This window comes from Pseudomonas sp. LBUM920 (genome assembly GCF_003852315.1).
Lineage (GTDB): Bacteria > Pseudomonadota > Gammaproteobacteria > Pseudomonadales > Pseudomonadaceae > Aquipseudomonas.
Genome location: NZ_CP027762.1, coordinates 5,402,119 through 5,414,885, shown reverse-complemented (window position 1 = coordinate 5,414,885; position 12,767 = coordinate 5,402,119). Strand labels below are relative to the sequence as shown.

The 12,767-nt window shown below is 59.2% G+C and carries 14 protein-coding genes and 1 tRNA gene; 12 read left to right on the top strand and 3 right to left on the bottom strand.

Annotated features, from left to right (window positions below):
• Positions 1-110: 110 nt before the first annotated feature.
• Positions 111-305: a hypothetical protein gene (locus tag C4J83_RS31205; RefSeq protein WP_164487899.1), complete on the top strand. Its 195-nt coding sequence runs from the start codon at positions 111-113 to the stop codon at positions 303-305.
• A 285-nt stretch (positions 306-590) separates the two neighbouring features.
• Positions 591-1,226, top strand: coding sequence for a LysE family translocator (locus tag C4J83_RS25075; RefSeq protein ID WP_124418421.1), 636 nt, complete (start codon positions 591-593; stop codon positions 1,224-1,226).
• An 8-nt stretch (positions 1,227-1,234) separates the two neighbouring features.
• On the opposite strand, the gene C4J83_RS25070 is transcribed toward C4J83_RS25075, so the two are convergent.
• Both C4J83_RS25070 and C4J83_RS25065 read right to left on the bottom strand, forming a co-directional pair.
• A complete protein-coding gene (locus tag C4J83_RS25070) occupies positions 1,235-1,564 on the bottom strand; it encodes a hypothetical protein (RefSeq protein WP_124418420.1) in 330 nt (109 codons plus the stop codon).
• 94 nt (positions 1,565-1,658) lie between these two features.
• Positions 1,659-1,743: transfer RNA gene (locus tag C4J83_RS25065), tRNA-Leu, on the bottom strand.
• Between the two features lie 108 nt (positions 1,744-1,851).
• Here C4J83_RS25065 and queA point away from each other — a divergent pair.
• From queA to C4J83_RS25035, 6 genes are all read left to right on the top strand, one after another.
• Positions 1,852-2,916: a tRNA preQ1(34) S-adenosylmethionine ribosyltransferase-isomerase QueA gene (queA, locus tag C4J83_RS25060; RefSeq protein WP_119736825.1), complete on the top strand. Its 1,065-nt coding sequence runs from the start codon at positions 1,852-1,854 to the stop codon at positions 2,914-2,916.
• A gap of 5 nt (positions 2,917-2,921) precedes the next feature.
• Entirely contained in the window at positions 2,922-4,037 is a 1,116-nt protein-coding gene (gene tgt / locus C4J83_RS25055) for a tRNA guanosine(34) transglycosylase Tgt (protein WP_003175976.1), read from the top strand.
• Positions 4,038-4,080: 43 nt separating this feature from the next.
• Entirely contained in the window at positions 4,081-4,419 is a 339-nt protein-coding gene (gene yajC / locus C4J83_RS25050; RefSeq protein ID WP_003175975.1) for a preprotein translocase subunit YajC, read from the top strand.
• A gap of 62 nt (positions 4,420-4,481) precedes the next feature.
• A complete protein-coding gene (secD, locus tag C4J83_RS25045) occupies positions 4,482-6,350 on the top strand; it encodes a protein translocase subunit SecD (protein WP_106578266.1) in 1,869 nt (622 codons plus the stop codon).
• A gap of 9 nt (positions 6,351-6,359) precedes the next feature.
• Positions 6,360-7,274, top strand: coding sequence for a protein translocase subunit SecF (gene secF, locus C4J83_RS25040; protein WP_106578267.1), 915 nt, complete (start codon positions 6,360-6,362; stop codon positions 7,272-7,274).
• 123 nt (positions 7,275-7,397) lie between these two features.
• Positions 7,398-7,940, top strand: a complete 543-nt coding sequence (locus C4J83_RS25035) for a glycine zipper 2TM domain-containing protein (RefSeq protein ID WP_015885750.1) — start codon at positions 7,398-7,400, stop codon at positions 7,938-7,940.
• Positions 7,941-8,144: 204 nt separating this feature from the next.
• Here the strand turns inward: C4J83_RS25035 and suhB are convergent, their stop codons facing one another.
• Positions 8,145-8,960 carry a type III secretion system regulator SuhB gene (suhB, locus tag C4J83_RS25030; protein WP_003175971.1) on the bottom strand — a complete coding sequence of 272 codons (816 nt, stop codon included), beginning with the start codon at positions 8,958-8,960 and terminating at the stop codon, positions 8,145-8,147.
• Between the two features lie 145 nt (positions 8,961-9,105).
• Between suhB and trmJ the strand changes: the two genes are divergently transcribed.
• From trmJ to C4J83_RS25010, 4 genes are all read left to right on the top strand, one after another.
• Positions 9,106-9,876, top strand: a complete 771-nt coding sequence (gene trmJ / locus C4J83_RS25025; protein WP_124418419.1) for a tRNA (cytosine(32)/uridine(32)-2'-O)-methyltransferase TrmJ — start codon at positions 9,106-9,108, stop codon at positions 9,874-9,876.
• Positions 9,877-9,878: 2 nt separating this feature from the next.
• On the top strand, positions 9,879-10,664 hold the full coding sequence (gene cysE / locus C4J83_RS25020) for a serine O-acetyltransferase (protein WP_106578268.1): 786 nt from the start codon (positions 9,879-9,881) through the stop codon (positions 10,662-10,664).
• Positions 10,665-10,950: 286 nt separating this feature from the next.
• Positions 10,951-11,442 carry a Fe-S cluster assembly transcriptional regulator IscR gene (gene iscR / locus C4J83_RS25015; RefSeq protein WP_003194020.1) on the top strand — a complete coding sequence of 164 codons (492 nt, stop codon included), beginning with the start codon at positions 10,951-10,953 and terminating at the stop codon, positions 11,440-11,442.
• A gap of 50 nt (positions 11,443-11,492) precedes the next feature.
• Entirely contained in the window at positions 11,493-12,707 is a 1,215-nt protein-coding gene (locus C4J83_RS25010; RefSeq protein ID WP_057723964.1) for an IscS subfamily cysteine desulfurase, read from the top strand.
• Positions 12,708-12,767: the final 60 nt, after the last annotated feature.

Here is a 12,767-nt window from a genome sequence, read left to right as displayed (position 1 = left end):
GATGTTAGTGCCTACAGGCAGGTAGGACTGTTCTGAATTTGCTCCTGGGTCATCTTTAGCTCCTAAGCGTTTGCTACGGTCGCGAGCCAAATACGCGATGGATACGCCGAATGCTCACGTTCAACACCCTTTGGAAAAACCATCCCGAAATTTTCGGAGACGCTGCTCCATGCCGAACCAACGGCGCCAAGAATTTCAGTGATCAATGCGCGATCAACCTTGGCGTGCCGCCATGGACAACAGCACGGATCGCTGCGCTTGGGCGGCGCATTGTTTGGGGAGATGGCGAAGGCGGTGGTGGATGATTTGGCCAATGGGTTGTTGCCGAATGGGTGATGGAGGAGGGTGACGCTGTTGGTGGTAGGCGGGTGAGTTGAGGGTGTGGCGGCTGGCGTCTTCGCAGGCAAGCCAGCTCCTACCGTGGAGGGTGTACATCCGTTGAGTCAGTGTTGGCAGTAAAAGAGACCTTGGGGCGCCAAGGTCTCTTTTTTTGTCTATGTGTATGACGTTTTGCTCGCGGATCTGTATCTAACGGCCTGCTTTTCAACGCCCTACCATGGTGCCCAGCACAACTCTTGAGGAGCGACACCATGCCCGAACTGTCCAGCTGGCTTGCCTACGGCCTGATCTCACTCGGCATGGTACTTACGCCAGGGCCGAACATGATTTACCTCATTTCCCGCTCGATTTGCCAGGGGCGCACTGCCGGGTTGATCTCACTGGGCGGCGTTGCGTTGGGCTTCCTTGTGTATATGTTTTGCGCGGCATTGGGCATCACTGCGTTGGTGATGGCGGTGCCGTTTGCCTACGACGCGCTGCGACTCGGCGGGGCGTTGTACCTGGTGTACCTGGCCTGGCAGGCGGTCAAGCCGGGTGGTCGTTCGCCGTTTCAGGTTCGGGAATTGCCCCAGGACAGCCCGCGCAAGCTGTTCATGATGGGCTTTGTGACCAACCTGCTGAACCCCAAAGTGGCGGTGATGTATTTATCGCTACTGCCGCAGTTCATCGACCCGAACGGGTATGGCAGTGTGCTGACGCAGTCCCTGGTGCTGGGCTTTACGCAGATTGCCATCAGCGTGAGCGTCAACTCGGTGATTGCCGTTATGGCGGGCTCCATCGCGGTGTTCTTCGTCACCCGCCCGGGTTGGCAGGTGGTGCAGCGCTGGGTGATGGGCTCGGTGTTGATGGGGTTGGCGCTGCGGATGGCGGTTGAGGGGCGGCGGTAAGTCGCTTGTTACAGGATGGCTTTCAGGTAGTCCTTGAGTGCGTCGAGCGGAGTATTGAGTGCTTCAAGTGTCGTCGCTTGGCGCACGTCCACCGCGAGCCGTTGCAGCTCACGCCCCATCACCGTGTTTGGGCCGCCCAGGGAGTCGAGTGCTAACGTCAGGCATTCATCAAGCTTGAGTTGAATCCTGGCCAAATCCCCCTGACGCACCAACAACCCGAACACCTCGCGCTCATACCCGTCCATGACCAGGTCATCGCGCAGAATCGGGCTCGCGCCTTCGGTCTCATGCACCAGCTTGAGAGCAAAAAGGGCAACAGCTTCCAGCGTCAATTCCATGGTCCCGGCTCCTTAACGTCTGCGTTCGCCTGCGGCTGCTCACTTTTCGACAGGCGAAAAAAAAGACCTTGAATTTCAAGGTCTTTCTTTAAGATGGTGCCCCGAGGGAGACTCGAACTCCCACTCCTTTCGAAAACGGATTTTGAATCCGCCGCGTCTACCAATTCCGCCATCAGGGCTCAATGGCGGCGAAGTATAGAGATGAGATTACCGTTGGTCAATCACGTTTCATGGTCTATTTTCACTATTTCCGCTAGACTTCCCGGCCCTGCTAGACGAACCCCATCATGCGCGTTGCTGACTTTACTTTTGAGCTCCCTGATTCGCTGATCGCTCGCCACCCTTTGGCCGAGCGTCGCGCCAGTCGACTGCTGACCCTGGACGGGGTGAGCGGTGCCCTCGCACACCGTCAATTCACTGATTTGCTTGAGCATTTGCGCCCAGGCGATCTGATGGTGTTCAACAATACCCGGGTGATTCCGGCACGGCTGTTTGGCCAGAAAGCGTCCGGCGGCAAGCTGGAAATTCTGGTCGAGCGGGTGCTGGACAGCCATCGCGTGCTGGCCCATGTGCGCTCCAGCAAGTCGCCGAAACCGGGCTCGAGCATCCTCATCGATGGCGGTGGCGAGGCCGAGATGGTCGCGCGCCATGACGCGCTGTTCGAGCTCAAGTTTGCCGAAGAGGTGTTGCCGCTGTTGGAACGCGTCGGCCATATGCCGTTGCCTCCTTATATAGACCGCCCCGACGAAGACGCGGACCGCGAGCGCTACCAAACGGTGTACTCCCAGCGCCTGGGTGCTGTTGCCGCGCCGACGGCCGGGCTGCACTTTGACCAGCCGCTGCTGGATGCGATCGCCGCCAAAGGCGTCGAAAGCGCCTACGTGACTCTGCACGTGGGGGCCGGCACGTTTCAGCCGGTGCGTGTGGATAACATCGAAGACCACCATATGCACAGCGAGTGGCTGGAAGTCAGCCAGGAAGTGGTGGATGCGGTGGCGGCGTGCAAGGCGCGCGGCGGTCGTGTTGTGGCGGTGGGCACCACCAGCGTGCGGTCGTTGGAGAGTGCGGCGCGTGATGGCGTGCTCAAACCGTTCAGCGGCGACACCGATATCTTTATCTTCCCGGGCCGGCCGTTTCATGTGGTCGATTGCCTGGTGACCAACTTCCATTTGCCGGAATCCACGCTGTTGATGCTGGTGTCGGCATTTGCCGGTTACCCGGAAACCATGGCCGCTTATCAAGCTGCCATCGCCAACGAGTACCGTTTTTTCAGCTACGGTGATGCGATGTTTATCACCCGAAACCCTGCGCCGACTGCTCCTAAAGAAGCGGGCCCTGAGGAACAACTATGAGTCGTATGTCGTTTGAACTGTTGGCCACGGATGGCAAGGCTCGTCGTGGTCGCCTCACGTTTCCGCGCGGCACCGTCGAAACCCCGGCTTTCATGCCCGTGGGGACTTACGGCACCGTCAAAGGCATGCTGCCGCGTGACATCGTCGCCACCGGCGCCGAAATCATCCTTGGTAACACCTTCCACCTGTGGCTGCGCCCGGGCACGGAAGTGATCAAGAAGCATGGCGACCTGCATGACTTCATGAAGTGGCAGGGCCCGATCCTCACCGACTCCGGTGGTTTCCAGGTGTTCAGCCTGGGCGCCATGCGCAAGATCAAGGAGGAGGGCGTGACCTTCGCCTCGCCGGTTGACGGTTCCAAGGTGTTCATGGGCCCGGAAGAGTCGATGCAGGTGCAGCGCGACCTGGGCTCCGACATCGTGATGATCTTTGACGAATGCACGCCGTACCCGGCGGACGAAGACGTGGCGCGTATCTCCATGGAGCTGTCGTTGCGCTGGGCTCAGCGTTCGAAGAATGCCCACGGCGACAACACCGCGGCGCTGTTCGGTATCGTTCAGGGCGGCATGCACGAAAGCCTGCGCAAGCGCTCGCTGGAAGGCCTGGACAAGATTGGCTTTGACGGCCTGGCCATCGGCGGTTTGTCGGTGGGCGAGCCCAAGCACGAGATGATCAAGGTGCTGGATTACCTGCCGGGCCTGATGCCGGCTGACAAACCTCGTTACCTTATGGGCGTTGGCAAACCGGAGGATCTCGTAGAGGGTGTGCGCCGCGGTGTGGACATGTTCGATTGCGTGATGCCAACCCGTAATGCCCGCAATGGGCATCTGTTCATCGATACAGGCGTGCTGAAGATCCGTAACGCGTTCCATCGCCATGATGATTCGCCGCTGGATCCCACCTGTGACTGCTACACCTGCCAGAACTTCTCGCGCGCTTATCTGCACCATCTGGACAAGTGCGGGGAAATGCTGGGTAGCATGTTGAATACCATCCACAATTTGCGTCACTACCAAGTCCTGATGGCTGGTTTGCGCGAGGCTATTCAACAGGGTACATTGGCCGCCTTCGTCGATGCCTTCTATGCCAAGCGCGGGCTCCCTGTGCCGCCCTTGGACTGAGTTTTCCGACCCTAAGATTCACTATTTGCAACTGGAGTGCTAAATGAGCTTTTTTATCTCTAATGCCATGGCTGACGCCGCTGCGCCTGCCGCTGCCGGCCCTATGGGCGGTGGTTTTGAGTGGATTTTCCTGGTCGGCTTCCTGGTTATTTTCTACCTGATGATCTGGCGTCCACAGGCCAAGCGCGCCAAAGAGCAGAAAAACCTGCTGGGCAGCCTGCAAAAAGGCGACGAAGTTGTGACCACTGGCGGCATCGCCGGCAAGATCACCAAGGTTTCCGATGCTTTCGTGGTTCTGGAAGTCTCCGACACCGTAGAAATGAAGTTCCAGAAGGGCGCCATCGCCGCCACGTTGCCAAAAGGCACGCTCAAAGCGATCTGAGTAACAACCTTTACCAATCGACGGGGCGCGCAAGGCGCCCCGCGTTATAAGCGGGCGGCGTGATGCTGAACAAATACCCTCTGTGGAAATACGTACTGATCCTGGCGGTGCTGGCGATCGGTTTTATTTATTCCGCTCCCAATCTTTATCCTGATGACCCTGCGATCCAGATCACGGGCGCCAGCACTTCGCTGCAAGTCAATCAGGCTGACCTGGAACGCGCGAGCAAAGCGCTCACCGACGCGGGCATTCAGGTTAAAGCGGCAACATTGGCGGCTGATGCGAAGGGCGGCTTGTTGCGCCTGACCAAGGCAGAAGACCAATTACCGGCCAAAGACGTTGTGCGCAAGGTCATGGGTGACGACTATGTTGTCGCGCTGAACCTGGCACAGACCACGCCAAAATGGCTGCGCAGCATTGGCGCGCACCCGATGAAGCTGGGTCTGGACTTGTCCGGTGGTGTGCACTTCCTGTTGGAAGTCGACATGGACAAAGCCCTCGACGCACGCCTGAAAGTCTACGAAGGCGATGTGAAGAGCCTGCTGCGCAAAGAGAAGTTGCGTTATCGCAGCCTGCCGCAGCTCAACGGTGCCATTCAGCTGGGCTTCTCTGACGAAGCGTCCCGCGAACAGGCCCGTGCGCTGATCCGCAAGAACTTCAACGATTTTGACATCGTGCCGGCCGACCTCAATGGTCAACCTGTACTGCGTCTGGCGATGACCCCAGCCAAGCTGGCGGAAATCCGCGAATACTCCATCAAGCAGAACTTGACCACGGTACGTAACCGCGTCAACGAGCTGGGTGTGGCTGAGCCGATTGTTCAGCGTCAAGGCGCCAACCGCATTGTGGTTGAGCTGCCGGGCGTGCAGGACACTGCTGAAGCCAAGCGTATCCTGGGTAAGACCGCCAACCTGGAGTTCCGTCTGGCTGCTGAGCCGGGTGCTTCTCGCGCGACTGCCGAAGAATTCGAGTTCCGTGAAGGTAACCGTCCTCCAGCGTTGATCGAGCGTGGCTTGATCATCACCGGCGACCAGGTCACCGACGCCAAGGCAGGTTTTGGCGAGCACGGCACGCCTGAAGTGAACATTCGTCTGGATGGTCACGGCGGCGAATTGATGAGCCGCGCCACGCGCAGCAACGTTGGTCGCAGCATGGCGGTGATCTTCATCGAGCAGCGCCCGATCACCACCTACACCAAGCAAGTGGTCAACGGCGTCGAGAAAGACGTGCCGGTGCAGACCTTCAAGGAAGAGAAGAAGATCATCAGCCTGGCGACCATCCAGTCGCCGCTGGGTGCTCAATTCCGCATCACGGGCCTGAACGGCCAGGGCGAATCGTCCGAGCTGGCACTGCTGCTGCGTGCCGGTGGCCTGGCGGCGCCGATGTACTTCGCTGAAGAGCGCACCATTGGCCCGAGCCTGGGTGCTGACAACATCACCAAGGGTATCGACGCAGCCTTGTGGGGCATGCTGTTCGTGTCGCTGTTCATCATCGCCATCTACCGCTTCTTCGGCATCATCGCCACCGTGGCCCTGGCGGGCAACATGGTCATGCTGCTGGCGCTGATGTCGCTGCTGGGCGCTACACTGACCCTGCCAGGCATCGCCGGTATCGTACTCACCATGGGTATGGCGGTAGACGCCAACGTACTGATCTTCTCGCGGATTCGTGAAGAGATCGCGGCGGGCATGACCGTACAACGTGCAATCAACGAAGGCTTCGGCCGGGCATTTACCGCGATTCTCGACTCCAACTTGACCACTTTGCTGGTCGGCGGGATTCTCTTTGCCATGGGCACCGGCCCGGTCAAAGGTTTTGCGGTCACCATGTCCCTCGGTATCTTTACCTCGATGTTCACGGCCATCATGGTGACCCGCGCAATGGTCAACCTGATCTTTGGCGGGCGTGACTTCAAGAAGTTGTGGATTTAAGGGGCTGCCATGTTACGTACAATCAACTTCATGGGCGTTCGCAACATTGCGTTCGGCGTCACTGTGCTCCTTACCGTTCTGGCGCTGTTCAGCTGGTTCCATAAGGGCCTGAACTACGGTCTGGACTTCACCGGCGGTACGCTCATCGAGCTGACCTACGAGAAGCCGGCCGACGTTACCCTGGTGCGCAACGAGCTGGTCAAGGCCGGCTATCACGAAGCCATCGTGCAGAGCTTTGGTGCGACCACCGACCTGCTGGTGCGTATGCCAGGTGAAGACCCGCAACTGGGTCACCAGGTAGCCGAAGCCTTGCAGAAGGTCGGCGGCGACAACCCGGCGTCGGTCAAGCGCGTTGAGTTCGTAGGCCCGCAGGTGGGTGAAGAGCTGCGCGACCAGGGCGGCCTCGGCATGCTGATGGCGCTGGTCGGCATCATGATCTACCTGGCGTTCCGCTTTCAGTGGAAGTTCGGCGTCGGCGCGATTGTGTCGCTGATCCACGACGTGATCGTGACCGTGGGTATCCTCGCGTACTTTCAGATCACCTTCGACCTGACGGTGTTGGCGGCGGTGCTGGCGATCATTGGTTACTCGCTCAACGACACCATCGTGGTATTCGACCGGGTGCGTGAAAACTTTCGCGTACTGCGCAAGGCGTCGCTGATCGAGAACATCAACGTCTCGACGACCCAGACCCTGCTGCGGACCATGGCGACATCGATCTCCACGTTGCTGGCGATTGCTGCGTTGATGATCTTCGGTGGCGACAACCTGTGGGGCTTCTCCCTGGCGCTGTTTATCGGCGTTCTGGCGGGTACCTACTCGTCGATCTACATCGCCAACGTGGTGCTGATCTGGCTGAACCTCAACAGTGAAGACTTGATCCCTCCTGCCGCTACCGGCAAGGAGGTCGACGACCGCCCTTGACGGGCGCTTGTTGACACGCTGTTACAAAGAAGGCGCGAGTATTGAACTCGCGCCTTTTTTTTTGCTCCAAGGCTGGGTATAGCGCGGACGTTTCGGTCCGTTTGTGATGGTCAGGAGGTTCACGTGAACAAGTCGTTGCTGGTTGGTGCGGTATTGGGTGCTGTCGGTGTGACTGCCGGGGGTGCTGTTGCCACCTACAGCCTGGTAAAAAGCGGCCCTGAGTATGCGCAAGTGCTGGCGGTGCAGCCGGTGAAGACCCAGATTAAAACCCCGCGCGAGGTCTGCAAGGACGTCGCCGTAACCCGGCAGAAGCCGGTGCAGGATCAACATCAAATCGTCGGCACCGTGGTTGGCGCGCTGGCCGGTGGCCTGTTGGGCAACCAGGTCGGTGGCGGTAATGGCAAGAAGCTGGCGACTGTAGCCGGTGCGGTGGGTGGAGGTTACGCCGGTAACAAGGTTCAGGAAGGCATGCAGAACCGCGATACCTACACCACCACACAAACCCGTTGTAACACCGTCAACGACATCAGCGACAAGGTTGTCGGCTATGACGTGCGGTACACCCTGGATGGCAAAGAAGGTTCGGTGCGCATGGACCGTGATCCAGGTGGCCAGATTCCAGTGGATAAAGAAGGTCGTTTGGTCCTGGGTCAAAACCAGCAGTAATTCCAGGCCGAGCGCGGTTCAAAATGTGGGAGCGGGCTTGCTCGCGAACGCGGAGTGTCAATCAACAGATTTATTGACTGGCTACCGCTTTCGCGAGCAAGCCCGCTCCCACATTGGGTATGGGTTGACGCTGGAATTGCCATATCGCCCAAATCAAAGGCATAAAAAAAGCACCCCTCGGGGTGCTTTTTTGTGCTCGCTCGCTTAGCGCTTCAGCGAAGCCGGCAGGTGCGGCTGGATCGCCGTCAGTACTGCCTTGAAGCACTTGGTGTTACCGGCAACGACGTGGCCTTTCTCAAGGAAGTCGTGGCCGCCAGTGAAGTCGCTCACCAAACCGCCAGCTTCTTGAATCAGCAGGGCGCCCGCGGCCATGTCCCACTCGGACAGGCCCGACTCCCAGAACGCATCAAAACGACCGGCAGCTACATAGGCCAGGTCCAGGCTGGCTGCGCCAGCGCGACGGATACCGGCGGTCTGGCCAACCAGGGCGCGGAACATGCCCAGGTAGTTTTCCAGGTTGTCCATCTGGTCGTCACGGAACGGGAAGCCCGTGCCCAGCAGGGCGCCGTCCAGGCTGGTGCGACCGCTGACACGCAGACGGCGACCATTCAACTGGGCGCCACGGCCGCGGCTGGCGGTGAATTCTTCCTGGCGAACCGGGTCCAGAACCACTGCGTGTTCCAGGCGGCCGCGGTATTTGCAGGCAATGCTCACGGCAAAGTGTGGAATGCCGCGCAGGAAGTTGGTGGTGCCATCCAGTGGGTCGATGATCCACAGGTAGTCTTCGCCTTCGCCGCTGCCTTTGTGCAAACCGGTTTCTTCGCCGAGGATGCCGTGGGTAGGGTAGGCCTTGCGCAGAGCGTCGATGATTTTCTGTTCGGCGGCGCGATCCACCTCGGACACATAATCCTTGGCGTCTTTTTCGTCGACCTTGATGGTATCCAGGCGCTCGATGGAGCGGAAGATCAATTCACTGGCGCTGCGGGCGGCGCGCAGCGCGATATTCAGCATGGGCTGCATGGATGTGTCACCTAAGGTTGTTAAAGAAAGCCGGGCATTCTAGCAGAAACTTTCTTCAGGTGAAGGACGACGTTAGCTTTCATGGCATAACCTTAGGCTGTTCTGTAAGATTTGCTCCCCTTTCCCGTGTCCGAGAGCGCCTCCCTTGCTGCAAAACATTCGTGTCGTTTTGGTCAATACCAGTCATCCCGGCAACATCGGCGGGGTGGCGCGAGCCATGAAAAACATGGGGCTGACGCGCCTGGTGCTGGTCGAGCCGCGCGTGTTCCCGCACCACGAGGCCGATGCCCGTGCATCCGGCGCCAATGACATCCTCGAAAAAGCCCAGATCGTCGCCACGCTGGAAGACGCCTTGGTCGGCTGCAACCTGGTGCTCGGCACCAGCGCCCGCGACCGCCGCATCCCCTGGCCGCTGCTGGATCCGCGCGAGTGCGGCACCAAAGTAGTGGAAGAAGCTGCCGGCGGCGCAGAAATCGCCTTGGTATTCGGCCGTGAAGACTCCGGCCTCACCAATGAAGAGCTGCAGCGATGTCATTACCACGTGCACATTCCATCAGACCCTGAATTCAGTTCGCTGAACCTCGGGGCGGCGGTGCAGGTATTGAGTTATGAAGTGCGCATGGCCTGGCTGGCCGCTGAAGGTCAGCCGAGCAAGGTAGAAAAGGATGAAGTCGCATCGACCAAGAGTGGCGAACTGGCCACGATGGATGAGCTGGAGCGATTCTATGAGCACCTGGAGCAAACCCTGGTGGCCATCGAATTCCTCGATCCGGAAAAACCACGGCACTTGATGGCGCGCCTGCGTCGCTTGTACGGGCGCAGCTCGGTCAGTCGAGCAGAGATGAATATATTGCGTGGCATCCTCACGGAAACCCAGAAAGCGGCCCGTGGCGAGCTGCTTAAGCGGAAGGATTAAAAATGTTCGAGCGTTTGCGAGAAGATATCCAGAGTGTTTTCCACCGTGACCCGGCGGCGCGCAACGCCTTTGAAGTGCTGACCTGCTACCCGGGCATGCACGCGATCTGGATTCACCGCCTGTCCGGCGCGTTGTGGGGCATGGGCTGGAAATGGCTGGCGCGCGTGGTGTCGAACTTCGGCCGCTGGTTGACCGGCATCGAGATTCACCCGGGTGCCAAGGTGGGGCGTCGCTTCTTTATCGACCATGGCATGGGCATCGTGATTGGCGAGACCGCCGAAATCGGTGATGACGTGACCCTGTATCAAGGCGTGACGCTGGGCGGCACCACCTGGAATAAAGGCAAGCGCCACCCGACTTTGGGTGATGGCGTGGTGGTAGGGGCGGGCGCCAAGGTGCTCGGTCCCTTTACGGTGGGTGCCGGTGCCAAAGTAGGTTCCAATGCTGTGGTGACCAAGGCCGTGCCGCCTGGCGCCACCGTTGTGGGCATTCCTGGGCGGATCATCGTCAAGCCGGAAGTCGGCGACGAGCAGGAAGCCAAGCGCAAGGCCATGGCTGAGAAGATCGGCTTCGATGCTTACGGCGTCAGCGAAGACATGCCTGACCCCGTGGCGCGTGCCATTGGGCAATTGCTTGACCACTTGCAGGCAGTCGACGGCAAGCTGGACGGCATGTGCGGCGCGTTGAAGGAGCTGGGCAGCAGCTATTGTGCGAAAGATCTGCCTTCGCTGCGCGAAGAAGACTTCGCTGAGATCAAGAGCGAACACGCCACAACCAAGGCTGGGTGAGCGCGGTCCCCTGTGGGAGCTGGCTTGCCTGCGATAGCGGTCTGCCAGCCACCCTCTCATTGCTGATCCACCGCTTTCGAGGGCAAGCCAGCTCCCACATTTGATCTCCACTGGTCTTGAGATAAGGCTTGGGCCCTGTTCCCGCTGTTCGATCCCACCCCATCCTGCTATGATTCGCGCGCCCTTTTTACGGGTAATCCTGACTAAAGTACTAGGTCTTATAGTTGACTTAAATACTCGGGAATCGCATACTTGCTCCCATTCTGAAACACCTTGGTACTTGTCCATGAGACTGACTACAAAAGGCCGATACGCGGTAACCGCCATGCTTGACCTGGCCTTGCACGCGCAAACTGGGCCGGTGTCCCTGGCCGATATCTCCGAGCGCCAAGGCATTTCCCTGTCCTACCTCGAACAGCTGTTTGCCAAATTGCGCCGTAGCAACTTGGTTTCCAGCGTGCGTGGGCCGGGTGGTGGCTACCAACTGTCCCGCGACATGCAGGGCATTCAAGTAGCCCAGGTGATTGACGCGGTCAACGAATCCGTCGATGCCACCAAATGCCAGGGTTTGGGTGATTGCCACGCCGGCGACACCTGCCTGACGCACCACTTGTGGTGTGACTTGAGCCTGCAGATCCATGAGTTTTTGAGTGGTATCAGCTTGGCTGATCTTGTGACTCGCCGTGAGGTGCAAGAAGTAGCCCAGCGTCAGGACCAGCGCCGTTGCAACACCAAGGCGCCGCGTCTGGACAAGATCGAAGCGTCCGCCGTCGAGTGACAGCCGCAGAGCTAACGGCACGCCAGCCAGCCTGATTTAGGAGAAAGTCCATGAAATTGCCGATTTACCTTGATTACTCAGCGACCACCCCGGTTGATCCGCGTGTCGCGCAAAAGATGAGCGAATGCCTGCTGGTTGACGGAAACTTCGGCAACCCGGCCTCCCGTTCCCACGTGTTCGGCTGGAAAGCCGAAGAAGCGGTCGAGAATGCTCGTCGCCAGGTTGCTGACCTGGTGGGCGCCGACCCACGCGAAATCGTCTGGACCTCCGGTGCTACCGAGTCCGACAACCTGGCAATCAAGGGCGCGGCGCATTTCTACGCGACCAAAGGCAAACACCTGATCACCACCAAGATTGAGCACAAGGCTGTCCTCGACACCATGCGCCAACTGGAGCGTGAAGGTTTTGAGGTCACCTACCTCGAGCCAACCACCGACGGCATCGTCACCCCGGCCATGATCGAAGCCGCGCTGCGTGAAGACACCATCCTGGTTTCCGTGATCCACGTGAACAACGAAATCGGCACCATCAACGACATTGAGGCCATCGGCGAGCTGACCCGTTCCAAGGGCATCCTGCTGCATGTCGACGCGGCTCAGTCCACCGGCAAGGTCGACATTGACCTGTCGAAACTGAAAGTCGACCTGATGTCGTTCTCCGCCCACAAGACCTACGGTCCTAAAGGCATCGGCGCGCTGTACGTGAGCCGCAAGCCTCGCGTGCGCATCGAAGCCACCATGCACGGCGGCGGTCACGAGCGCGGCATGCGTTCCGGCACCCTGGCGACCCACCAGATCGTCGGCATGGGTGAAGCCTTCCGTGTAGCCAAAGAAGACATGGCTGCCGAAAACGTGCGCATCAAGGCGTTGAGCGATCGCTTCTACAAGCAGGTCGAGAACCTTGAAGAGCTGTACATCAACGGCAGCATGACCGCCCGTGTACCGCACAACCTGAATTTGAGCTTCAACTACGTCGAAGGCGAGTCGCTGATCATGGCGCTCAAGGACCTGGCGGTTTCGTCCGGTTCGGCCTGCACCTCGGCCTCGCTTGAGCCTTCGTACGTGCTGCGCGCCCTGGGCCGCAACGACGAATTGGCACACAGCTCGATCCGCTTTACGTTCGGCCGTTTCACCACCGAAGAGCAAGTCGACTACGCCGCGCAGAAAGTCTGCGAAGCCGTCAACAAGCTCCGCGTTCTGTCGCCGCTGTGGGACATGTACAAAGACGGTGTCGACATTTCCAAGATCGAGTGGGCGGCACACTAAATATAGAAGCCGCCACCCAAGCTCTGTAGGAACGTGGCGGAAAACGCAGGCGTTTTTACA

Excerpts from the sequence above, each read along its gene's own strand:
- C4J83_RS31205 (WP_164487899.1), top strand. The coding sequence starts at position 111 with ATGCTCACGTTCAACACCCTTTGGAAAAACCATCCCGAAATTTTCGGA.
- C4J83_RS25075 (WP_124418421.1), top strand. The coding sequence starts at position 591 with ATGCCCGAACTGTCCAGCTGGCTTGCCTACGGCCTGATCTCACTCGGC.
- C4J83_RS25070 (WP_124418420.1), bottom strand. The coding sequence starts at position 1,564 with ATGGAATTGACGCTGGAAGCTGTTGCCCTTTTTGCTCTCAAGCTGGTG.
- queA (WP_119736825.1), top strand. The coding sequence starts at position 1,852 with ATGCGCGTTGCTGACTTTACTTTTGAGCTCCCTGATTCGCTGATCGCT.
- tgt (WP_003175976.1), top strand. The coding sequence starts at position 2,922 with ATGTCGTTTGAACTGTTGGCCACGGATGGCAAGGCTCGTCGTGGTCGC.
- yajC (WP_003175975.1), top strand. The coding sequence starts at position 4,081 with ATGAGCTTTTTTATCTCTAATGCCATGGCTGACGCCGCTGCGCCTGCC.
- secD (WP_106578266.1), top strand. The coding sequence starts at position 4,482 with ATGCTGAACAAATACCCTCTGTGGAAATACGTACTGATCCTGGCGGTG.
- secF (WP_106578267.1), top strand. The coding sequence starts at position 6,360 with ATGTTACGTACAATCAACTTCATGGGCGTTCGCAACATTGCGTTCGGC.
- suhB (WP_003175971.1), bottom strand. The coding sequence starts at position 8,960 with ATGCAGCCCATGCTGAATATCGCGCTGCGCGCCGCCCGCAGCGCCAGT.
- cysE (WP_106578268.1), top strand. The coding sequence starts at position 9,879 with ATGTTCGAGCGTTTGCGAGAAGATATCCAGAGTGTTTTCCACCGTGAC.
- iscR (WP_003194020.1), top strand. The coding sequence starts at position 10,951 with ATGAGACTGACTACAAAAGGCCGATACGCGGTAACCGCCATGCTTGAC.
- C4J83_RS25010 (WP_057723964.1), top strand. The coding sequence starts at position 11,493 with ATGAAATTGCCGATTTACCTTGATTACTCAGCGACCACCCCGGTTGAT.